20 protein-coding genes are annotated in these 21,738 nt (G+C 69.1%); 15 read left to right on the top strand and 5 right to left on the bottom strand.

From position 1 onward, the window contains the following. Positions 1–52: 52 nt before the first annotated feature. Positions 53–559, bottom strand: a complete 507-nt coding sequence (locus C3E87_RS05330; protein WP_076060288.1) for a PH domain-containing protein — start codon at positions 557–559, stop codon at positions 53–55. A gap of 26 nt (positions 560–585) precedes the next feature. Further along, positions 586–1,374, bottom strand: a complete 789-nt coding sequence (locus tag C3E87_RS05325) for a biotin--[acetyl-CoA-carboxylase] ligase (protein WP_158069046.1) — start codon at positions 1,372–1,374, stop codon at positions 586–588. 90 nt (positions 1,375–1,464) lie between these two features. On the opposite strand from C3E87_RS05325, the gene C3E87_RS05320 reads away from it, so the two are divergent. The 8 genes from C3E87_RS05320 to C3E87_RS05285 all read left to right on the top strand — a co-directional run bounded on the left by C3E87_RS05320 (position 1,465) and on the right by C3E87_RS05285 (position 10,440). Then, a complete protein-coding gene (locus C3E87_RS05320; protein ID WP_076060625.1) occupies positions 1,465–3,039 on the top strand; it encodes an acyl-CoA carboxylase subunit beta in 1,575 nt (524 codons plus the stop codon). Next, entirely contained in the window at positions 3,036–3,245 is a 210-nt protein-coding gene (locus C3E87_RS05315; protein ID WP_076060286.1) for an acyl-CoA carboxylase subunit epsilon, read from the top strand. Before C3E87_RS05320 ends, C3E87_RS05315 begins: the two co-directional genes overlap by 4 nt. Positions 3,246–3,249: 4 nt before the next feature. Continuing rightward, positions 3,250–3,855 (top strand): nucleoside triphosphate pyrophosphatase, encoded by a 606-nt coding sequence (locus tag C3E87_RS05310; protein ID WP_076060284.1) that lies wholly within the window; start codon positions 3,250–3,252, stop codon positions 3,853–3,855. Between the two features lie 40 nt (positions 3,856–3,895). Continuing rightward, a complete protein-coding gene (locus tag C3E87_RS05305) occupies positions 3,896–4,327 on the top strand; it encodes a hypothetical protein (RefSeq protein ID WP_076060281.1) in 432 nt (143 codons plus the stop codon). Between the two features lie 9 nt (positions 4,328–4,336). Then, positions 4,337–5,749 (top strand): mechanosensitive ion channel family protein, encoded by a 1,413-nt coding sequence (locus C3E87_RS05300; protein ID WP_076060279.1) that lies wholly within the window; start codon positions 4,337–4,339, stop codon positions 5,747–5,749. Positions 5,750–5,846: 97 nt separating this feature from the next. Then, positions 5,847–7,625, top strand: a complete 1,779-nt coding sequence (locus C3E87_RS05295; RefSeq protein WP_076060277.1) for a biotin carboxylase N-terminal domain-containing protein — start codon at positions 5,847–5,849, stop codon at positions 7,623–7,625. Between the two features lie 120 nt (positions 7,626–7,745). Then, positions 7,746–8,627, top strand: a complete 882-nt coding sequence (locus C3E87_RS05290) for a hypothetical protein (RefSeq protein WP_076060275.1) — start codon at positions 7,746–7,748, stop codon at positions 8,625–8,627. Positions 8,628–8,763: 136 nt separating this feature from the next. Further along, complete coding sequence (locus C3E87_RS05285) at positions 8,764–10,440, top strand: AMP-binding protein (RefSeq protein WP_076060273.1); 1,677 nt, start codon at positions 8,764–8,766, stop codon at positions 10,438–10,440. A 117-nt stretch (positions 10,441–10,557) separates the two neighbouring features. Here C3E87_RS05285 and C3E87_RS05280 read toward each other — a convergent pair whose 3' ends face one another. Then, on the bottom strand, positions 10,558–11,961 hold the full coding sequence (locus tag C3E87_RS05280) for an NAD(P)H-quinone dehydrogenase (RefSeq protein ID WP_076060271.1): 1,404 nt from the start codon (positions 11,959–11,961) through the stop codon (positions 10,558–10,560). Between the two features lie 58 nt (positions 11,962–12,019). Between C3E87_RS05280 and C3E87_RS05275 the strand changes: the two genes are divergently transcribed. Together C3E87_RS05275 and C3E87_RS05270 are read left to right on the top strand one after the other, a co-directional pair. Then, positions 12,020–12,817, top strand: coding sequence for a purine-nucleoside phosphorylase (locus C3E87_RS05275; protein WP_233120719.1), 798 nt, complete (start codon positions 12,020–12,022; stop codon positions 12,815–12,817). Next, the gene (locus C3E87_RS05270; protein WP_076060267.1) at positions 12,817–14,481 is read left to right on the top strand and encodes a phospho-sugar mutase; all 1,665 of its coding nucleotides are present in this window, start codon (positions 12,817–12,819) and stop codon (positions 14,479–14,481) included. The genes C3E87_RS05275 and C3E87_RS05270 overlap by 1 nt, the downstream gene beginning before the upstream one ends. On the opposite strand, the gene C3E87_RS05265 is transcribed toward C3E87_RS05270, so the two are convergent. Then, the gene (locus C3E87_RS05265) at positions 14,478–15,119 is read right to left on the bottom strand and encodes a response regulator transcription factor (RefSeq protein WP_076060265.1); all 642 of its coding nucleotides are present in this window, start codon (positions 15,117–15,119) and stop codon (positions 14,478–14,480) included. The two genes, C3E87_RS05270 and C3E87_RS05265, sit on opposite strands and share 4 nt — an antisense overlap. A gap of 103 nt (positions 15,120–15,222) precedes the next feature. Between C3E87_RS05265 and C3E87_RS05260 the strand changes: the two genes are divergently transcribed. Next, the gene (locus C3E87_RS05260) at positions 15,223–17,022 is read left to right on the top strand and encodes a DUF2207 domain-containing protein (RefSeq protein ID WP_076060263.1); all 1,800 of its coding nucleotides are present in this window, start codon (positions 15,223–15,225) and stop codon (positions 17,020–17,022) included. 63 nt (positions 17,023–17,085) lie between these two features. Here the strand turns inward: C3E87_RS05260 and C3E87_RS05255 are convergent, their stop codons facing one another. Further along, the gene (locus C3E87_RS05255; protein ID WP_076060261.1) at positions 17,086–17,553 is read right to left on the bottom strand and encodes a hypothetical protein; all 468 of its coding nucleotides are present in this window, start codon (positions 17,551–17,553) and stop codon (positions 17,086–17,088) included. 169 nt (positions 17,554–17,722) lie between these two features. On the opposite strand from C3E87_RS05255, the gene C3E87_RS05250 reads away from it, so the two are divergent. The 4 genes from C3E87_RS05250 to C3E87_RS05235 all read left to right on the top strand — a co-directional run bounded on the left by C3E87_RS05250 (position 17,723) and on the right by C3E87_RS05235 (position 21,736). Continuing rightward, complete coding sequence (locus tag C3E87_RS05250) at positions 17,723–18,313, top strand: uridine kinase (protein WP_076060259.1); 591 nt, start codon at positions 17,723–17,725, stop codon at positions 18,311–18,313. Between the two features lie 116 nt (positions 18,314–18,429). Then, complete coding sequence (locus tag C3E87_RS05245) at positions 18,430–19,080, top strand: succinate dehydrogenase (protein ID WP_233120736.1); 651 nt, start codon at positions 18,430–18,432, stop codon at positions 19,078–19,080. Next, positions 19,077–20,990 carry a fumarate reductase/succinate dehydrogenase flavoprotein subunit gene (locus C3E87_RS05240; protein WP_076060256.1) on the top strand — a complete coding sequence of 638 codons (1,914 nt, stop codon included), beginning with the start codon at positions 19,077–19,079 and terminating at the stop codon, positions 20,988–20,990. The genes C3E87_RS05245 and C3E87_RS05240 overlap by 4 nt, the downstream gene beginning before the upstream one ends. Further along, a complete protein-coding gene (locus C3E87_RS05235) occupies positions 20,987–21,736 on the top strand; it encodes a succinate dehydrogenase/fumarate reductase iron-sulfur subunit (protein WP_076060253.1) in 750 nt (249 codons plus the stop codon). The genes C3E87_RS05240 and C3E87_RS05235 overlap by 4 nt, the downstream gene beginning before the upstream one ends. Positions 21,737–21,738 lie beyond the last annotated feature (2 nt).

Raw genomic sequence — 21,738 nt, 5'->3', positions numbered from 1 at the left:
GCTGCCCGCCTCCGGCGATGGCCAGTGAGTAGCGTCGAGTCACCCGCGAAGACTACTCGTCGGAGGTGTCCGGCGCCCCATGCATGTCGTAGAGCAGGTCGTTGATGGTCACGTGGACGCGCTCCACGTGCGGCACGTCAGGCAGTGCCAGGGGCTGCCCGGCGGCCGTCTCCAGGATGAGCGTGCCGCAGCCGAGCATGCGGTCTGTCAGCGAGCGCTCGTAGTTGACGTTGTTGATGCGGCGTAGCGGCAGGTCATGTCCGGTCTTGTTGATGATGCCGCGCCGCGTGACGATGCGGCGGTCCGTGATGGTGTACGTGGAGGTGAGCCAGCGCAGGAACGGCAGGACGACCGCACCGACCACGACGACCAGGAACAACGCGATCACCGCGTAGGTGCCCCAGGGTTCCCAGTCCGGCGGGAGGAGTGCGATGGCGAAGCCGAGGAGGGAGCCCATCACGATCAGCACCAACGCCGGCACGATCAGCACTTTGCCGTGCGTGCGCATGGAGGCGACGATGTGCTCGTCGCGGCCCAGTTGGTCTCTCTTGATCGCCATGGCCACAGTCTGGCATGCGCCGCCGACTATCCGAGGCGGGCGTGGATGACGTCGCCCACCGCGAACGTCTGGAGGCCCGACGAGGTGGCCACCTGGAGCCTGCCGAAGACGTCGACCCCCCTTCCGGTCCCCTCCACGGTGCGCTGGCCGTCGACCACCACCTTCAACTGCGAGCCGATGGACGAGCAGCGCGACTCGTATTCCTCCCGCAGCGAGCCGCGCAACTGCCAGGCGGTGTAGTAGCGGGCGAAGTGGTTCAGGACACCCGCTACGACGCGGCTCTGGTCTGTGGGGATGCCTTCAAGGCTCAGCGACGTGGCGTTGGGCACCGGCAGTTGCTCCTCGGTGAGCGTCACGTTGATGCCGAGGCCGACGACGGCGCGTGCCCCGTCGGGCTGCTCGACGCGTTCCGACAGGATGCCGCAGACCTTCCGGCCCCCGATGAGCACGTCGTTGGGCCACTTGAGTGTGACGCGGGAGGGGTCCGGCGCGAGTTCGGCCAGCGCCGACGACACCGCCATCCCCGCCAGCAGCGAGAGCCAACCCCAGTGCTGGAACTCCGGCCTGGGCTTGAGGAGCACGGAGAGCGAGATGGACGAACCGTGCGGTGAGACCCACTGCCTGTCGAGCCGCCCCCTCCCCGCCCTCTGCTCCATGGAGATGAGCGCGGCGCCTTCAGCCTCGCCGCTGTGCGCGCGCTTCGAGAGGTCGGCGTTCGTGGAGCCGGTGCTGTCGACCACCTCGATGCGGGTGAACGGGGTACCCGGTTCGAGGAGGCTGCGGATGGATTCGGCGTCAGGCAGTTCGGCGGTCACCAATTCATCGTAGGGCCGGTGTCAGCGCCTGCCCGTTCCAAAGTTGAGCAAGGGAATTGAGCGAAGTTCAATCCCGCTATGGTGAAGGCCATGGAGATCGACATCCACACCACCGCCGGTAGGATTGCCAATCTCGGAGTGCGCATCGATGAAGCCGTGCACGCCGGGTCCGCCGCAGCCGTGGAAAAGCAGCATGCCAAGGGCAAGATGACTGCCCGCGAACGGGTCATGGCCCTCCTCGATGAGGGTTCCTTCGCGGAATTCGACCAGTTCTCTCGCCACCGCACTAGCGCATTCGGTATGGATGCCCGCCGCCCCTTCGGCGACGGCGTCATCACCGGAACCGGGTCCATCCATGGCCGCCCGGTGTGCATCTTCAGCCAGGACGTCACCATCTTCGGTGGCGCGCTCGGCCAGGTGTACGGCGAAAAGATTGTCAAGATCCAGGACTTCGCCATGAAGACCGGGGTGCCACTCATCGGGATCAACGAGGGCGGCGGCGCACGCATCCAGGAGGGTGTCGTCTCGCTGGCGCTCTACGGGGAGATCTTCAAGCGCAACACCGTCGCCTCCGGGGTGATCCCCCAGATCTCGCTGATCATGGGCGCCGCCGCCGGTGGCCACGTCTACGGCCCGGCGCTGACGGATTTCGTCGTGATGGTGGACCAGACGTCGCAGATGTTCATCACCGGCCCAGAGGTCATCAAGACCGTCACCGGCGAGGACGTCTCGATGGAGGAGTTGGGCGGCGGACGCACGCACAACACGAAGTCGGGCAACGCCCACTACCTGGCCGCCGACGAGAACGACGCCATCGAGTACGTGCGTGACCTCATCAGTTACCTCCCCCAGAACAACCTGGAGGATCCGCCGGTCTGGGACGACGACGAGGTCGACCTGACCATCACGGACCACGACCGCGAACTCGACCTGCTCATCCCGGACGCCGCGAACCAGCCCTACGACATGCGCGAGGTGATCCGCAACGTCCTCGACGACGACGAGTTCCTCGAGGTCATGCCGCTGTTCGCGGGGTCGATCATCGTCGGCTTCGGCCGGATCGAGGGCCGCTCGATCGGCATCGTCGCTAACCAGCCGACGGTGTTCGCCGGCTGCCTCGACATCGACTCCGCCGAGAAGGCCGCCCGGTTCGTGCGCACCTGCGACGCGTTCAACATCCCGGTGCTGACCTTCGTCGACGTGCCGGGCTTCCTGCCGGGCGTCGGCCAGGAACACAACGGCATCATCCGCCGCGGCGCGAAGCTCATCTACGCCTACGCCGAGGCAACCGTCCCGTTGCTGACCGTCATCACCCGCAAGGCCTACGGCGGCGCGTACGTCGTCATGGGCTCCAAGCACCTGGGTGCCGACATCAACCTGGCGTGGCCGACGGCGCAGATCGCGGTGATGGGCGCCCAGGGCGCCGTCAACATCCTCTACCGCAAGCAACTCACCAACTCGGAGAACCCCGAGGAGGAGCGCGCGCGGCTCATCCAGGAGTACGACGACGAGCTGACCAACCCGTATGTCGCGGCGGACCGCGGCTACGTCGACCAGGTGATCTACCCGCACGAGACCAGGGCCCAGGTCATCAGGGCGCTGCGCCTGCTGCGTTCCAAGCGCGAGGTGTTGCCGCCGAAGAAGCATGGGAACATCCCGCTGTGACCGGCTCGCTCGAATTCGGCAAGGCCACTCTCACCGAGGAGGAGATGGCCGCGGTCACCGCCGTGCTCGTGGCCTCCGCCCGGCGTGAGCCGTTGCGCTCGGCGGAGGACCGGCCGCTGGCCGGCGGCTGGAAGTCCTACTACCGCACCGTCCGCGGCCCGTTGATCACGGGCCGCGAGGCGTGGCGTACGTTCAACCGCATGTGATCACATGCGGGTGATTCTGGCTTCGAAGTCGCCGGCGCGACTGCAGGTCCTGCGCAACGCGGGCCTGGATCCCGAGGTGGTGGTGTCCGGTTTCGACGAGAGTCAGATCGTCGATCCGGTCCCCACCCGCCTGGCGGCCAGGCTCGCGGAGGCCAAGGGCAGCACCGTCGTCCCGCAGCTCGTGGGCGACTTCGTGCTCTTCGCGTGTGACACGGTCCTCGAGTTCGAGGGCCGGGCGCACGGCAAGCCCGGTACGGAGGAGGCTGCCATCGACCGATGGCAGCGGATGCGCGGGCATGAGGGCCTGTTGCACACGGGCCACCACATCGTCGTGCACCAGGGCGAGCGGTATTCGGAGCAGACGCGGGTCGGCTCCACCATGGTGCGCTTCGCGGACCTGTCCGATGAGGAGATCCGGGCCTACGCGGCTACCGGGGAACCCCAGCGGGTGGCCGGGGCCTTCACGATCGACGGCCTGGGCGGTGCCTTCGTGACGTCCATCGAGGGCGACCCGTTCAACGTCACCGGCATCTCGCTGCCGCTGGTCCGGCAGATGGTGATCGACTCCGGCGTGCCGTGGCACTCGCTGTGGGTGGACCAGCGTTCCTAGGACGCGGTCCAGGGTTGGGGCGTGGCCTAGGATCGTCCCCGTGCAACGGATCGGAATCGCCCTGGTGGCAGCGCTCGCCCTGGTGGGATGCTCCGCCGCACCGGAACCCACCCCCTCCGCCCCGGAGTCGTCACCACTAGTGAGCGACGCGCCGGAGGGTGGCGTCCTGCTCAGCTCGCTGGGCTACGTCAACGCGCCGGAGATGTTCTCCGTCCCGCTCCACGCGTCGATCACGGACCGCATCGATTCCTACAACAACGTCACCGCGGTGTTCTCCTCCCCCTCCGGGCAGGACATCGCCGCGTACCTCCGCGAGAACCTCGCGAGCATGGGCTTCACGATCACGGCGGACAAGAACCAGTCGATGCTCTTCACCAACGGCCACTGGCAGGGGGCCTTCACCACGTCGGATTCCTTCGCCGCCCTCTCGCTGCGCACGGATCGCGAGACCCCGGAGGAGTCCGGCGACTAGGCTCTCACCATGACTCCCGACACGCTCGACCTGCTGACGGTGCTGCTCTGGGCAGGGCTCGGACTCCTCGCAGGTTTCATCGTGTCGCTCATCCTGACGGCCCTGCTGAGGCTCATCGTCAAACGCCGCACCCGCAAGTTCGTCATCCGGCGCATGAGGCTGCCGCAACGGATCTTCTTCATCCTGCTCGGCGCTGGGCTCGCTGTGGCGTTCGTCACCCGCCCGCGCGCGCTGCAGGCCGCGCCCGAGTGGCGGCCGATCTTCCTCCAGGTGTTCCTCATCCTGATGATCTTCGCCGCCGCCTTCCTGCTCACCGGTGTGATCAGGGCCATCGGGGAGACGCTCCTCAGCCGTGAGGACGACGCCGAGGAGACGCCCCACTTCCGCCGGGTCCGCACCCAGTTGCAGATCGTCATGCGGGTGGGCCTGGCGGTGATCTGGATCTGTGCCCTGGCCGGGGCGCTTCTGACGTTCCCGCAGTTCCGGGCGATCGGCGCGTCATTGATGGCTTCGGCGGGCGTGCTGTCGATCGTCGCGGGCCTCGCCGCGCAGTCGTCGCTGGCCAACATCTTCGCGGGCATGCAGATCGCGTTCTCGGACGCGCTGCGCGTCGGCGACCTCGTGGTCTTCGACGAGCAGATGGGTTCCGTCGAGGAGATCACGCTGACCTACGTGGTCGTCCGGGCGTGGGACGACCGCCGCTGGATCGTGCCCAGCACCTACTTCATCAGCAAGCCGTTCGAGAACTGGACGCGACGCGAGCCCAAGCTGCTCGGCACCGTCGAGTTCGACCTCGACTGGTTGGCGCCGGTGGAGGCCATGCGGGTCGAACTGACCCGCATCGTGCGCTCCAGCGAACTGTGGGACGGCCGCACGGCCTCCATGCAGGTGACCGACGCCACGGGCGGCCATGTCAGGATCCGCGCGGTCGTCTCCGCGGCAACGTCTGGCCAACTGTGGGATCTGCGCTGCCTGGTGCGGGAGGACCTCATCGCCTGGGTGCAGCACCAGGCCGTCTACGCCCTGCCCCGCACCCGCCTTGAGCCCGACACGACGACGGCCCCGCCGGTTGAGGAACGCGAGGATTTCGTCGACCGGGTCGTCACCGAGTGGGAGGCGGAGCAGGCCCTGGAGGAGACCGACGTGATGCCGGCGGTCACCGGCAGTCTCGAGGACACGGAGGAGGACCCGGCCCTGCCGAAGTGGCTCCATTCGTGGCTGTCGCATCGCCGCAAGCCCTCCGAGATCCGGAGCAAGGAGGAGTCCCCTCTGGAGACCACACTGTCGTCGCGCAGCCCCGAGGCCCGCCTCTACTCCGGCTCCCCCGCCGCGGAGGAACGTGACCGCAAGATGTCTGGCCCAAGCGCCGCCGACATGGCCGAACGGGAGCAGACGGCGGAGCGCCGCGACACCCCCTCGTGACCGCACATCCGCGCTGAATCCACAAGGTTATGGACAATCCAACCGCGCGAAGCGCCGCCCACTAGACTCCGAGGCACAAACGAATGCAGGAGGAGAAGTGGGCAACGACGCCGTCTCGAAGGTTCTGATTGCAAACCGCGGAGAAATCGCTGTACGAGTCATTCGTGCCGCGCGGGATGCTGGAATCGGTTCCGTAGCCGTCTACGCAGATTCCGACGCAGAATCACTGTTCGTCAAGCTGGCCGACGAGGCGTACGCCCTCAACGGCGCGACCCCTGCGGACACCTACCTCAACATCCCCAAGCTGCTCGGGATCGCCGAGCGCGCGGGCGCCAACGCCATCCACCCCGGATACGGCTTCCTCGCCGAGAACGCCCAGTTCGCCCAGGCCGTCATCGACGCCGGCCTCATCTGGATCGGGCCCCCGCCGGCCGCCATCGAGTCGCTGGGCGACAAGGTCAGGGCACGGCACATCGCCCAGAAGGTGGGCGCTCCCCAGGTTCCGGGTACGGCGGATCCCGTCGCCGACGCAGGCGAAGTGGTCGCGTTCGCCGAGGAGTTCGGCCTCCCTGTGGCGATCAAGGCGGCCTTCGGCGGCGGCGGACGCGGCCTGAAGGTGGCGCGCACCCTTGAGGAGATCCCGGACCTGTTCGAGTCCGCCACCCGCGAAGCCGTCACCGCCTTCGGACGCGGCGAGTGCTTCGTCGAGCGGTACCTCGACAAGCCGCGTCACGTGGAGACCCAGTGCCTGGCGGACACCCACGGCAACGTCGTGGTGGTCTCCACCCGAGACTGCTCGCTGCAGCGCCGCCACCAGAAGCTCGTCGAGGAGGCCCCCGCACCGTTCCTCACCGAGGAACAGGTCACGCTGCTCTACGAATCCTCCAAGGCCATCCTCAAGGAGGCCGGTTACGTCGGCGCCGGCACCTGCGAATTCCTCGTGGGTACCGACGGCACCATCTCGTTCCTCGAGGTCAATACCCGCCTCCAGGTGGAGCACCCCGTCTCCGAGGAGGTCACCGGCATCGACCTGGTGCGCGAGATGTTCCGCATCGCCGCCGGCGAGGAACTGGGCTACGGCGACCCCCAGGTGCGCGGCCACTCCATCGAGTTCCGCATCAACGCTGAAGACGCCGGCCGCAACTTCATGCCCGCCCCCGGCACGCTGGTGAAGTGGCATGCGCCGTCGGGCCCGGGCGTCCGCGTCGACGAGGGGTACCACGTCGGCATGACCGTCCCGGGTGCGTTCGACTCCCTCGTGGCCAAGCTCATCGTCACCGGCGCGGACCGGAAGCAGGCCATCGCCCGCTCCCGCCGCGCCCTGGCCGAACTGCAGATCGAGGGCATGCCCACCGTCGTGCCGTTCCACCAGGTGGTGCTGGCAGATCCCGCCTACACCGCGGCGGACGGGCACTTCAGAGTGCACACCCGCTGGATCGAGACGGATTTCGCCACCGAGATCCCGCCCTACACCGGCCTCCTCGGCGAAGAGGATGACCACGAAGAGCCGGAGGTCATCACGGTCGAGGTCAACGGCAAGCGCGTCGAGGTCAAGCTGCCCGGCGGCTTCGGCGGCGGCAGGCCCGCGGCCGGCAAGGCCATGAAGAAGCCCACGAAGCGCGACCGGGGTGGCTCGAAGGTCGCGGCCGCCAGCGGCAACGCCATGACGTCGCCCATGCAGGGCACCATCGTCAAGGTGGCCGTCGAGGAGGGCCAGCAGGTGGCCGAGGGCGACACCGTCGCCGTGATCGAAGCCATGAAGATGGAACAGCCGCTCAAGGCCCACCGCGACGGCGTGGTGGTGGACCTGAAGGTCGAGGCCGGTCAGGCCGTGACGGCCGGCCAGGTCCTCTGCGAGATCGTCGAGCCCGAGTGACGGGGGTACCCCACTGAGCTGTCTCACCGGTGCCGGTGGCGTTGACCGCCACCGGCACCGCCGTCGTTCCACTCCTTGGAGGCCGCGCCTATTCTGGAGGGACTGACGACTGGAGGACGCGTGTTCGGCAGCATTTTCACGATCATGTTCATCATGGTGGCGGTGTCCATCGTGCTCGGCATCGGCCGCTCGGTGCGAGGCAGCGGATACGACCAGCTCGATCAGCAGCAGCAGCCCCGGCAACCGCAGCTCGGTTGGGGCCAGCCGCAACAGTTCTTCCGGCCGCCCATGGGCTACGGGCCGCCCACGCGTTACGGGCAGCAGCAGCAGGGCTACGCTCAGCACTTCGGCTTCGGGCAGCAGTTGGGCTACGGCCAGGGTTACGACCCGACGGCGGCCCAGCCCCTCTCCCCCGCCTCGCGGGACGCAGTCAACGCCGACATCACCACGTTCGGTGAGCAGCTCCGAGACCTCGACCTCGACGTGGTGGGCCGCACCCTCGACGCGGACGCTCAAGCTGATTACGGCAAGGCCCTCGACTCCTACGACGGCGCCAAGCAGCAGCTCGAGTACGCCCGCAGTAACGCCGACGTGAAGCGCATCACGGAGATCCTCGACGAGGGTCGCTACGCGATCGCCTGTGTGAAGGCACGCGCCAACGGCGCACCGGTCCCGGAGCACCGCCCGCCCTGCTTCTTCGACCCGGCGCACGGCACCTCCGTCGCCAACGTCCAGTGGGCGCCGCCCGGCGGAGCGATGCGTGAGGTCCCCGCGTGCGCCGCCGACGCCCAGCGCGTCCGCACCGGCAACGACCCCTCCATCCGCATGGTGCACGCGGGCCCGCAGCTGATGCCGGTGCCCTACTGGGAGGACCCGCGCCACGCCGCCTGGGCGCAGGGCTACTACGGCCGTTACGGGTCAGATCCCGTGATCCGCCAGATCACGACGGGGGCCCTGATGATCGGCGGCTTCTCACTGTTGATGGGTCTGCTCGACGACTGACAGGGGCCCGGCAGTTGTGGGAGTCCCACAAGTGCGGCCAGCCCTTTACTGACGGAGTCACCAGAGTCGAGGGACAACGCCCGGAGTAATCTCGGAACCAACCTACGCAACCGTAGGTAACGTCCCGAGGAGCCCCATGTCCGACGCCACCACCAAGATCCGCGCCGCCCGCGATCTCCTCCTCGACCTCGTGGGACAGGGCGACGAGGCCCGCGCCCGGTTCGAGTGGCCGGACATCACCGGCAATTTCAACTGGGCCATCGACTGGTTCGACGCCATCGGGCGCGACCGCGATGACCTTGCGCTGTGGATCCGCGACGAGGACGGGGCGGACGAGCGCTACACCTACGGCGAACTGGTTGAGCGCTCGGACCGGCTGGCCGGCTGGCTGCAGACGACGGCCGGCGTGCGCAAGGGCGACGCCGTCATGCTGATGCTCGCCAACCAGGTGGAGTTGTGGGACGCCATGCTGGCCGTGATGAAGATCGGCGGCATCATCCTGCCCACCGCGCAGGCGTTGCAGGACTTCGACCTGGTGGACCGCATCCAGCGCGCCGACGTCCGCGCCGTCATCGCCAACCCCGTCGACGAGGACAAGTTCGACCTCATCGACGGCGCCACCCTCATCACCACGGGGCACGCCCACGACCGATGGCTCAGCATGGCGGAGTCCGCGGACTCCCCCGCCGCCCCGTGCCAGGTGGTCACCGACATCAACGACCCGGTGCTCTATTACTTCACCTCCGGCACCACGAGAGACCCCAAGCTCGTGGCCCACACCCAGCTGAGCTACCCCGTCGGCCACCTGTCGACGATGTACTTCATCGGCGTGCGACCCGGCGACGTGCACCTCAACGTCTCCTCCCCCGGCTGGGGCAAGCACGCCTGGTCGAGCTTCTTCTCGCCGTGGTTGGCCGAGGCGACGGTGTTCTCGTACAACTACAGCCGCTTCGACGCGGCGAAGATGCTGAGGGAACTCGAGGACGCGAAGGTCACCACGTTCTGCGCCCCGCCCACCGTGTGGCGGATGATGATCCAGGCGAATCTGGGCTCGAAGCCGTCGGTCCTGCGCGACATCGTCGGCGCGGGCGAACCGCTGAACCCCGAAGTGATTTCGACGGTCGAACGCGCTTGGGGCCTCACGATCCGCGACGGCTACGGCCAGACCGAGACGACCTGCACCATCGGCAACGCGCCGGGCGAGAAGGTCAAGCCTGGGGCCATGGGCAAGATCCTGCCGGGCGTGGGCATCCAGATCGTCGATCCGGACACCGGCGAGGTGGCGGGCCAGGGCGAGATCACGCTGCCGCTCGACCCGTGGCCGTACAACCTGATGTCGGGCTACCTCGGGGGTGCGCCCACGGCACAGGAGGACGGCCGCTATCACTCAGGCGACCTGGTGACCGTCGACGGGGAGGGCTACCTGACGTACGTCGGGCGCACCGACGACGTGTTCAAGGCGTCGGATTACAAGATCTCGCCGTTCGAACTGGAGTCGGTCCTGATCGAGCACCCCGCCGTCGTCGAGGCCGCGATCGTGCCCGCGCCGGACCCCATCCGCGCCGCCGTCCCGAAGGCGTACGTGTCGCTGGCGGCCGGGTTCGAACCGTCCCGCGAGACAGCGCTGTCCATCCTGCTGCACGCGAAGGAACGCCTGGCGCCGTACCTGCGGATCCGGCGGGTGGAGTTCTCGACGCTTCCCAAGACCCTGAGCGGCAAGGTCCGCAGGGTGGTCCTCCGGGCCCGCGAGCACGACACCGCCGTCCGCATCGAGGACTTCCGCTACGAGCAGTTCCCCGAGCTGCGCGGCTGACGGGCGACACTGCGTACTGCTGGGTTTGTGCCCGTCCATGGCACCAAACCCAGCACCGAGGCGCAGCTCGCCGTTTGGGGCTCGACCAGGGCGAACCGCAGCGGGGGCCTGCTGCGACTACTGCGTCATCAAGGGGTCGTCGCGGTTGTGCAGACGACGGGCAGCCTCCGCGATGGAGCCCGACATCGAGGGGTAGACGGTGAAGGCGTGGCTGAACTCGTCCACGGTGATCTTCTGCGCAACGGCCAGCGACACGGCGTGGATCAGCTCCGAGGCCCGGGGTGCGACCACAACGCCGCCGATGATGATGCCGGTGGTGGGCAGGCAGAACAGCTTCACGAACCCGTCGGTGAATCCCATCATCTTCGAGCGGGCGTTGGGGGCCAGCGGCAGCAGCACGGAGGCGACGCGTACCTCACCGGCGTCGACCGCCTTCTGGGTCACCCCCACCGTCGCGATCTCCGGGGTGGTGAACACGTTCGACGACACCGTGCGCATGTCCAGCGGCGCCACCGCGTCGCCCAGCGAGTGCCACATGGCGATGCGGCCCTGCATGGCGGCCACCGAGGCCAGCGCGAACACGCCGGTCACGTCGCCGGCGGCGTAGATGTTGCGGTGCGAGGTGCGCGAGACGCGGTCCACGGGGATGTGTCCCCACTTGCCCAGCTCGACGCCCACCTCTTCGAGACCCAGGCCGGCGGAGTTCGGGATGGCGCCCACTGCCAGCAGGCAGTGCGAACCCTCCACCTCGCGGCCGTCCTCCAGCGTCACGACGACGCCGTCACCCTGCCGCCTGGCGGCGACCGCACGGCTCTCCGACAGGATCTGCATGCCGCGGCGCTCGAACGCGCGCTGCAGCACGGCGGCGGCGTCCTGGTCCTCGCCGGGGAGCACCTGTTTGCGGGACGACACCAGGACGACCTCGCAGCCCAGGCCGTCGTAGGCGGAGGCGAACTCCGCGCCGGTCACACCGGAGCCCACGACGATGAGCCGCTCCGGGACGTCCGTGAGGTTGTAGACCTGCTTCCAGTTCAGGATGCGCTCGCCGTCGCACCTGGCGTCGGGCAGTTCACGCGGCGTGGTGCCCGTGGCCACCAGCACGATGTCGGCCTCGAAGGTCTCTTCGCCCGCCTCGGTGGTGGCGACGACGCGGTTCGCACCGTCGAGGCGCGCCTGGCCGGTCACCAGTTGCACGCCGTCACGACGCAGCTTGGCCGCGATGTCGTCGGACTGGGCCTGGGCGAGGGCCAGGACCCGCTCGTTGACCTCGGCCAGGTCCACCTTGACCACTTCGCGGAGGTTCCCGGCCTGGATGTGCAGCCCGAGTTGGTTCGCGTTCTTGATGCGGACCATCACCTCTGCCGTGGCGATGAGCGTCTTCGACGGCACACAGTCACTCAGCACCGCGGCTCCGCCGAGCCCGTCGCGTTCGATCAGGGTGACCTCACCGCCCAGCTGATTTCCGACGAGAGCGGCCTCATAGCCGCCGGGTCCACCACCGATGATCACAACCTTGGTCACGGCCCCCATCCTTCCATAGCCGCGCCGCACGTGAGGCGGCTCACTTATGCTGATGGGCGTGAGTGAAGCATTTGAGCTGGCCGCCGAGGCCGCAACGTATCTACGTGACCGTCTGGGCGAACAGGCGATCGACATCGCCCTCGTGCTGGGTTCCGGCTGGGCGTCCGGGGCTGATTCCCTCGGCGAACCCGTGGGCGAACTCGAACTGGGCGACGTGCCCGGCTTCAGCAGGCCCGTGGTCAGCGGCCACGGCGGCAAACTGCTCCTCGTCCGCACCGCGGGTGGCAAGCTGGCCGCGATCTTCACCGGCCGCACGCACTACTACGAAGGGCGCGGCGTCGCGCCCGTCGCCCACGGCGTGCGCACCGCTGCGGCCTGGGGCGCCACCACCATGGTGCTGACCAACGGCTGCGGCGGCCTCAACCCGGACTGGGCGCCCGGCACCGTCGTCCTGATCAAGGACCACATCAACCTGACCGGCGACACCCCGCTCGAGGGCGCCAACTTCGTCGACCTCTCCGAGGCCTATTCCACGCGTCTGCGCGCCGTGGCCCAGGAAGCCGCCGGCAGCCTGCCGGAGGGCGTGTACGTCCAGTTCCGCGGGCCGCAGTACGAAACGCCGGCAGAGGTCCGCATGGCCGGCATCCTCGGCGGCGACCTCGTCGGCATGTCCACCACGCTGGAGACCATCGCCGCCCGCGAGGCAGGCCTCGAGGTCCTTGGCCTGTCGCTCGTCACCAACGCCGCCGCCGGGCTCAGCGACAGCAACCTCGACCATGCCGAGGTGCTCCAGGCCGGGCGCGACGCGGGCCCGCGGCTCGCGGCGCTGCTGTCTGCCATCGTGGGGAGGCTGTGATGCAGGACCTGCTGAACGCCGCCATCCGCTGGCGCGACATGGACCCGGATCCGGAGACCCGCGAACAGCTCGACCACCTCGTTGTCCAGGCCCAGGCCAACGACCCGACGTTCCGCGAGGCCGCTGAGAGGGAACTGAAGCTGGCCTTCGCCGGTCCGCTCGAGTTCGGCACCGCGGGTCTGCGAGGAGCGCTCGGGCCCGGCCCCGCACGGATGAACCGCTCGGTCGTCACCCAGGCCGCCGCAGGCTTCGCCGGGTGGCTCAAGGCCCAGGGGCACGACGGTGGCAAGGTCATCGTCGGCTATGACGCGCGCCACAAGTCGACGGACTTCGCCGAGGACACCGCCCGTGTCATGGCCGGCGCCGGCTTCGAGGTGCTGTGGGTCACCGAACCCACGCCCACCCCGGTGATCGCCTTCGGCATCCAGCATTTCGGCTGCGTCGCCGGTGTCGTGGTGACCGCCAGCCACAACCCCCCGCAGGACAACGGCTACAAGGTGTACCTGGGCGACGGCTCCCAGATCGTGCCGCCCACGGACGCGGAGATCGCGGCCGAGATCGCCAAGGTCGCGTCCCGCGACTGGACGGACCTCCCCCGCGGAACTGAGCGCACCGACATCACCGCCGAACTGCGCCGGGCCTACGTCGCCCGCGCGGTCACGCTGTACCCCGCCGACGCACCCCGTGACATCGTCTGGGTGCACACCGCCATGCACGGGGTGGGCACCGCCACCGTCCGCGCCGTGGCCGAGGCGGTCGGCCTCCCGGCCGCCACCGAGGTCGGCGAGCAGTCGCAGCCAGACCCGAACTTCCCCACCGTCGCGTTCCCCAACCCCGAGGAGAAGGGCGCCATCGACCTGGCGGTCGCCCTGGCGGCCGACAAGGGTGCCGACGTCGTGATCGCCAACGACCCCGACGCGGACCGCTGCGCCGTGGCCGCGGTCGTGGACGGTCAGTGGCGCATGCTGACCGGCGACGAACTAGGCTCGCTCCTCGGTGACGACGCCATCCGTCGCGGCGTGCCCGGTCGGTTCGCGAACTCCGTGGTGAGTTCCACCGAGCTCGCCCGCATGGCGCGCGCCGCCGGCAGGCCGCACGTCACGACGCTTACCGGCTTCAAGTGGATCGGCCGGGTGGCAGACCTGGCGTTCGGCTACGAAGAGGCCATCGGCTACTGCTGCGATTCCCGTGCGGTGCCGGACAAGGACGGCATCACCGCGGCCCTGTCCGTGCTGCGGATCGTCGCCGGGCTCAAGGCCGAAGGCCGCACGCTGGCGGACCGGCTCGCCGAGATCTCCCGGACGCACGGGCTCACGGCCACGTCGCAACTGTCGGTGCGGGTGGCGGACCTGTCCCTCATCGCCGACGCCATGGCGCGGCTCCGCGCGAACCCGCCGGCCGAGTTGCTGGGCGAGCCCGTCGTCGTGGCAGACCTCGCGGAGGGCTCCGAGGCGCTACCGCCCACGGACGCCGTCGAGCTGACCGGGGAATCCGTGCACGTGGTGGCCCGGCCCTCCGGCACCGAGCCGAAGCTCAAGTGCTACCTGGAGGTGCGCCTGGGCGTCGACGAATCCCAGGACGTGCCCGCCGCGCGGGTCCATGCGGCTGAGAAGCTCGTCACGCTGAGGCGTGAGATGGCGGCCGCTCTGGGCGTGGAGGCCTAGAGTTCCCTGCGCTGGCGGCGTGGGAGCATCCCGTTCTCCACGCCCCAGAGCACGGCCTGGCTACGGCGTTCGACGCCCATCTTGCGGTAGGCGGAGCGGATGTAGCTCTTCACGGAGTTGATGCTGAGGTAGCTGGCCTTGGCGATCTCATCGTTGGTGATGCCCTGGGTGATCATGGCGATCACCTCGGCCTCACGCGCCGAGAGGCCGTGACGACGGCCCGGCCAGTCGCCGGATTCGATCTCGTGCGGCACCGGTTTGGGCTCGACCACCCGCTCACCACCGTGGACGCGCACCAGCGCGTCACACAACGTGTTGCCGTCGGCCACCTTGGACACGTAGCCGTGGACGCCGATCTCGAGCGCCTTCGCCACCTGCTCCGGCCTGATGTTCCAGGTGTAGACGACCACTCGGCCGTACTTCGGGTTGGCCAGCAATTGCCGGATGTCGTCTTCGAGATGCAACTGGCCGAACGCATCGAACAGGACGATGTCGACGGCCTGCCGCGGGTGGGTCATGGTGTCCAGCTCGACGAGCTGCAGGCGGGTGTCATGCGCCAACAACTGCGCCACGCCTTCCACGACTACGGGGTAGTCGTTGACGATCGCCACCGTGATGCGCGCCGGGGTTTCATTCACCCCTGAACCGTACCCTCTCTACGCGTGATCGGCCGGGTTCGCGGATCGGGAGGTATCCCACCGGGTGCCCGGCCACGCTCCCCGGCCTGGGTACTCTGGAACCATGCTCAAGCTGCGCGCCGCTTTCACGGCCCTTCTGCTCGTCCTGTTCACTGCCTGGGCCGTGGTACCCGCCGCCGCGGACGACTCGGCGCCGATCACGCGCTACTACGTCGACGTCAACCTCACCGAGGACGGGATCGCCCAGGTGGAGGTCGACTTCACGATGGACTTCGCGGCGTTCAACGGGCGGGGGCCCTACTTCCTGTTCCCCACCCAGCAGGAGGGCGACGGCAAGCGCTACATCTTCGAGTACGACAACATCAGCGTCGCCTCCCCCACCGGTGCCCGCACCGACGTGCAGCGCGAGAGCAGCTCCGACGGTTTCCGGCTGCGCATCGGCAACGCCAACGTGGTCAACACCACGCCTCAGGACTACGTCGTCTCCTACGACGTGAAGGGCCTCATCGCCTCTGACCATCCCGAGTCCGGCCTCGACGAGTTCAACTGGGACGTCATCGGCCCTGCGTGGGAGTCGCGGTTCAGCGACGTGCGGGTCACCGTGACGGGCCCCGCGGGCGTTGAGAAGACGGCCTGTTTCTACGGCCCCTACGACAACCAGACCCCGTGTGAGACGTCCTACAGCGGCAACAGCGCCACGTTCGCCGTCCCCGCCGTCAACCCGAAGACCCCGGTGCAGGTGGTCGCAGGGTTCCCCGCCGGCACCTTCGGCGGAGCCACGCAGACCATCGAGGAGATCGTCAGCCCCTTCGAGCTGACCCCCGCCACCGGCGCGGTCACCGGCGCCGGGCTCATCGCGGCCATCGCAGGGCTGCTGATCGTGCGCCGCAGGCACACCCGCGACGAGGTCTTCCTGGGCCTGACCCCTGGCCTCACGCCCACAGCGGGCGAGCAGGGACGCGTCGGCACCAAGGCGGGCAAGACCCCCGTGGCCGTCCAGTTCCATCCGCCCAAGGGCGCCACCCCCGGCGAGATCGGCACCCTGATCGACGCGACCGCCGACAACGTCGACGTGTCCGCGACCATCATCGACCTGGCCGTGCGCGGTTTCCTGCAGATCGAATCCGACGGGCGCAAGGACTTCACCCTCTACGCCACCAACCCGCCGGCGGGCGAGGCCCTGTTGCCCTATGAGCGCAAGCTGCTGGGCGACATCTTCAAGGGCCAGGCAGTGCGTCGCTCCCGCGAACTGAGCAAGGCGAAGTTCCAGAACGTGCTGCCCGACGCGCGGCAGGGTCTGTACAACGCCGTCGTCCAGAAGGGTTGGTTCAAGAGCAATCCCCAGGTGGCGCAGATGGTGCCCATCGGCATGGGCGTGCTGCTCCTGCTGGGAGCCGTCGGCATCGGGTTCGTCTTCGGCGCCTTCGGCTGGGGCCTGCTCGCCATCCCCGTGGCGCTGTTCGGCATCGGCCTGATCCTGCTGTCCGGCGGCTTCCGCAAGCGCACGGCCACCGGCTCGGCCTACCTGGCGCAGGCCAAGGGCTTCGAGCTCTACCTGCGCACCGCCGAGAAGGAGACCCTCCGCTTCGAGGAGGGCGAGGACATCTTCTCCAAGTACCTCCCCTACGCCATCGTGTTCGGCGTGGCCGACCGCTGGTCGAAGCTGTTCGCGCAGCTCGGCGCCGAAGGCATCTACCAGGCCGACACCTCGTGGTACATCGGCGCAGACCTCATGCACGGCTACTACTTCGCCAGCGCGATGAACAACCTCACCAGCTCGTTCAACAGCGTCATGAACGAGGCCCGGATGGACGGCATGAGCCAGGCCACGGGCGGCTCGTCCGGCTTCTCCGGCTTCAGCGGCGGGGGCGGCTTCGGCGGCGGTGGCGGCGGAAGCTGGTAAACCTCAGCCAAACACGCACGAGGGGCGACTCCGGTGGAGTCGCCCCTCGTGCGTTGAGTGGGATCAGTGGCGATGGTCGTCGCGCCGGTGGTCGTCGGTGACGCCGCGGTGGTCGTCGGTGTCGCGCAACTCGTGCGCATCGTGGCGGATCGAGCCGTCGTCGCGGCGGTCCGGATCGAGCTTCTCAGCCTCACGGGTGCGCCTGTCGATGTCCTCCTGGCTCTCGGCGAGGCTCTCGCGGCGCTGGCTGGCTTCCCGCTCGATCCGCTCGGCCTCGATGCGGGCCTTCTCGGCGTTCACCCGGGCCTGCTCCGCCTCGAGCTCCTGCTTACGCACGCCCAGCTCCTGCTCGCGGAGGGCCACCCGGTCGCGGTCCGTGTCCCGCCGCAGTTCCTCCGCATGGCGCCGATCCTCGACGAGCTGCTCCGTCCTGCGCTTGCCCGCGGCGCGGACGATGAGCACGATCACAACGATGACAATGATGATGGCGGCGATGATCACCGCGATCAGGGTGGGCGACAGGTCGTTCATGTTGCGTCCCTTCCGGTCTCGCGCTGCTGGCGCAGCGGGATATCCGTCCAGCACACCAGAGGCGCCCCACCTCCGCCACACCCCTTGGTGTCGGGTGCCCACGTCGGCCGGGCCCGAGCACGGTGGCCGATGCTGATCGACGCGGGTCTGTGCCCTACGATTCTGTCCCATGGTTCGAACGCTGGTGCTGATCGCGGGTCCCTCCGGCAGCGGAAAATCGCGGATCACCAGCCTGGCAGCCGACGGCGAGCACGTCGTCGCGCTGTCCCTCGACGACTTCTACCGCGACCTTGGCCATCCGGATCTCCCCATGACGCCCATGGGTATCCCGGACTGGGACGATGTCGCCTGCTGGGACATGGAACTGGCCGTCGACACGCTGCGCACCCTCCTGCGGGACGGGCGGGCGGAGTTGCCTGTCTACGACATCTCCCTGTCCCGACGGGTCGGGACCCGCACCGTCGACCTGGGCACCGCGCAGATCGTGCTGGCCGAGGGCATCTTCGCCATCCAGGCGCTGGCCGCCGCCCGCGCCGAAGGTCTGACGGTGGAGGCCCTGTGGCTGGACAGGCGACGGGCGGCCAACTTCCTGCGACGCCTGGCCCGCGACCTCAAGGAGCACCGCAAGCCACCGGTGCTGTTGCTCCGTCGCGGCTGGGCCCTCTACCGCTCCGAGCCGGCGCTGCGGCGGGCCGCGCTGGCGGCCGGCTTCCGGGGGATGTCGATGCGCCGGGCCCTCGGCTCCGTGAAGCGACGGTGACTCACCCCGGCGGTTGATCCCGGCGGGTGCTGGGCTACGGTCGGGACATGACCGCCGTACTGGAACGACCGGCCGCGATGAGGAAACGACCCAGCACCTTTGCGTTGAAGCAGGTGATGGCCGTCACGGGCGTGGTCTTCGTGGGGTTCGTGTTCATCCACATGATCGGCAACCTCAAGGTCTACGGGGGTCACGCCTCCCTGGACGGTTACGCGACGTGGCTGCGTGAAGTGGGCTACCCACTCATCCCGAAGAAGGGCGTGCTCTGGGCCCTCCGAGTGACCCTCGCGGTGAGCCTGGTCGCCCACGTGTGGGCGGCGGTGACCCTGTGGCTGCGTGGGCGTGCGGCGCGCGGCTCCCACCGCCGTCGGTCCATGCCACGGGCCACCGCCTGGGGCGCCCGCACCATGCTGCCAGGTGGGGTGGTCATCCTCGTGTTCGTGGTGGTGCACCTACTGGACCTCACCATTGGCGCCCTGGTCTCCCCCGGTTCCTACGCCCACGCCGGCCCCGACGGGGTGATCCCCGCCTACGCGAACCTGGTGGCGAGCTTCTCGCGGCCGTGGATGGCGGCCTTCTACACCTTCACCATGGTGGTCATCGGCGTGCACATCTGGCACGGCTGGCGCGCGCTGCTGCAGGACTGGGGCGTGACCGGGCGGCGGTTCCGCGCAGCCTGGGCCGCCGTCGGCGCGGTGCTGGCGTTGGCCGTCGTAGCCGGGAACGCCGCCATTCCCGTGCTGGTCCTGGCCGGGGTGATCGCATGATGCTCGACGCGCACGTGCCGGCCGGTAACCCCGCCACCGCGTGGGCGCGACGCACCTCGGACTACCGCCTCGTCAGCCCCGCGAACCGGCGAAAGATGACCGTGGTCGTGGTAGGCACCGGCCTGGCCGGGGCCGGCGCAGCTGCAGCGTTGGGAGAGTTGGGTTACCACGTCGAGTGCTTCACGTTCCACGATGCGCCGCGGCGGGCCCACAGCGTCGCGGCCCAGGGCGGCATCAACGCGGCCCGGGCCCGGAAGGTCGACGGCGACTCCCTGGCACGGTTCATCAGCGACACCGTCAAGGGCGGCGACTTCCGCGGGCGCGAGGCCGACGTCGTGCGGCTGGCCACCGAGTCGGTCCGCGTCATCGACCATCTCCAGGCCATCGGTGCCCCCTTCGCCCGCGAGTACGGCGGGCAGTTGGCGACGCGCTCGTTCGGCGGCGTGCAGGTGTCGCGGACCTACTACACGCGCGGCCAGACGGGCCAGCAGTTGCAGGTCGCCGCCGCGCAGGCGCTGCTCCGGCAGGTGTCGCGCGGCACTGTGCGGCTGCACACGCGCACCGAGATGCTGGACCTCGTCGTCGCTGAGGGCCGCGCCCAGGGCATCGTGACCCGTGACCTGGTCACCGGCGCGGTCAGCTTCACACCCGGTCACGCCGTCGTGCTGGCCACCGGTGGCTACGGCTCCGTCTACTTCCATTCCACGTTGGCGATGAACTCCAACGCGACGGCCACCTGGCGGGCCCACCGGCGCGGGGCCCTGTTCGCCAGCCCGTCGTTCGTGCAGTTCCACCCCACAGCGCTCCCGGTGAGTTCACACTGGCAGTCCAAGACGACGCTGATGAGCGAGTCGCTCCGCAACGACGGCCGCATCTGGGTGCCCGTGCGGCCGGGCGACGACCGCCCGGCGGGAGACATCCCCGACGTGGAGCGCGACTACTACCTGGAGCGCCGCTACCCCGCCTTCGGCAACCTCACGCCACGCGACATCGCCTCACGCGCCGCCAGGGACGAGATCGGGGCCGGCCGGGGCGTCGGGCCGTTGCGGAACTCGGTGTACCTCGATTTCCGCGACGCCATCGCACGGCTGGGACGGCCCGAGATCGCCGAGCGGTACGGCAACCTGTTCGAGATGTACCACGACGCCACGGGCGAGGATCCGTACGCCGTTCCGATGCGGATCGCCCCGGGGGCGCACTTCACCATGGGCGGCCTGTGGAGCGACTATGACCAGATGACGACGGTGCCCGGCTTGTTCGTCGGCGGCGAGGCAGGCAGCAACTACCACGGCGCCAACCGGCTGGGCGCGAACTCGCTGCTCAGCGCCTGCGTCGACGGCTGGTTCACGCTGCCGCTGTCGGTGCCGAACTACCTGGCGCCGCTCGTCGGGACTCCCCTCCTCGAAGCGGGCTCGGTTGAGGCCGCCGAGTCGCTGGCCTGGGTGCGGGACCGCACCCGCAGGCTGGTGGACAACGACGGCGTGGCCCGCCCCGCCGCCTTCCACCGGCGCCTCGGCGAGATCCTGTACCGCGGCTGCGGGGTGTCACGCAGCGAGCAGGGCCTGCGGGCTGCGCTCGACGAGGTGCGGGCGCTGCGCGAAGAGTTCTGGCGCGACGTGCGGGTCGCCGGGCCGGCCGACCGGCTGAACCAGGAGTTGGAGCGCGCCGCGAGAGTCGCCGATTTCCTTGAATTGGCGGAGCTGATGGTCCTCGACGCCCTGGACCGCACCGAATCCTGCGGGGCTCATTTCCGCGAGGAGTTCGCGACGGCCGACGGCGAGGCGGCCCGCGACGACGGGCGCTGGTGCAACGTCTCCGCCTGGGAGACCACACCGGAGGGCAGGCACACCCGGCACTTGGAGGAGCTCAGCTTCGACCTGGTGCCCCTGGCGGTGAGGAACTACCGATGAGAGTCGAGATAGAGGTCTGGCGACAGGATTCGCCCGCGGCCGAGGGTCGTTTCGAGACGCATGTCGTCGACGATGCGACGCCGGAGATGAGCCTGCTCGAGTTGTTGGACAGGCTCAACGACCAACTGGCGGACTCGGGCGTGGAGCCGATCCAGTTCGAATCCGACTGCCGGGAGGGGGTCTGCGGTGCGTGCGGTGTGACGGTCAACGACCGCCCCCACGGCCCGGTGCCGAAGACGCCGTCCTGTCGACAGCACCTGCGCGCCTTCGGGGGCATCTCGACGTTGCGCATCGAGCCGTTGCGCTCGGCTGCGTTCCCCGTCGTGCGGGATCTGGTGGTGGACCGCTCCTCGCTGGACCGGCTGATCGAGGCCGGGGGGCACGTCGACGTCATGGCCGGCACCGCGCCGGACGCCGACGACCTGCTCGTCGGCCGCGGCGACGCCGAACTCGCCCTGGACTTCGCGGCGTGCATCGGCTGCGGCGCGTGCGTCGCCGCCTGCCCCAACGGCGCCGCCCACCTGTTCGCCGGCGCCAAGCTCGCCCATCTCGCCCTGATCCCGCACGGGAAGTTGGAACGCGGCAAGCGCGCCCGGGCCGTGGGAGAGGCGCTGGACGCCCAGTTCGGCCCGTGCTCCAGCTTCGGCGAATGCGTCGAGGTGTGCCCGGCCGGGATCCCGCTCACGGCGGTGGCGGCCGTCCACCGGGAGCAGCTCCGCGCCGCCTTCCGCGGGCGCGACAGCTGACG

Origin of the sequence: Tessaracoccus sp. ZS01 (assembly GCF_022342445.1) — a bacterium.
In the GTDB taxonomy this organism is placed as follows: Bacteria; Actinomycetota; Actinomycetes; order Propionibacteriales; family Propionibacteriaceae; genus Arachnia.
Note: the sequence above shows the minus strand (reverse complement) of the source record. Positions and strands in the feature narration are given on the sequence as shown.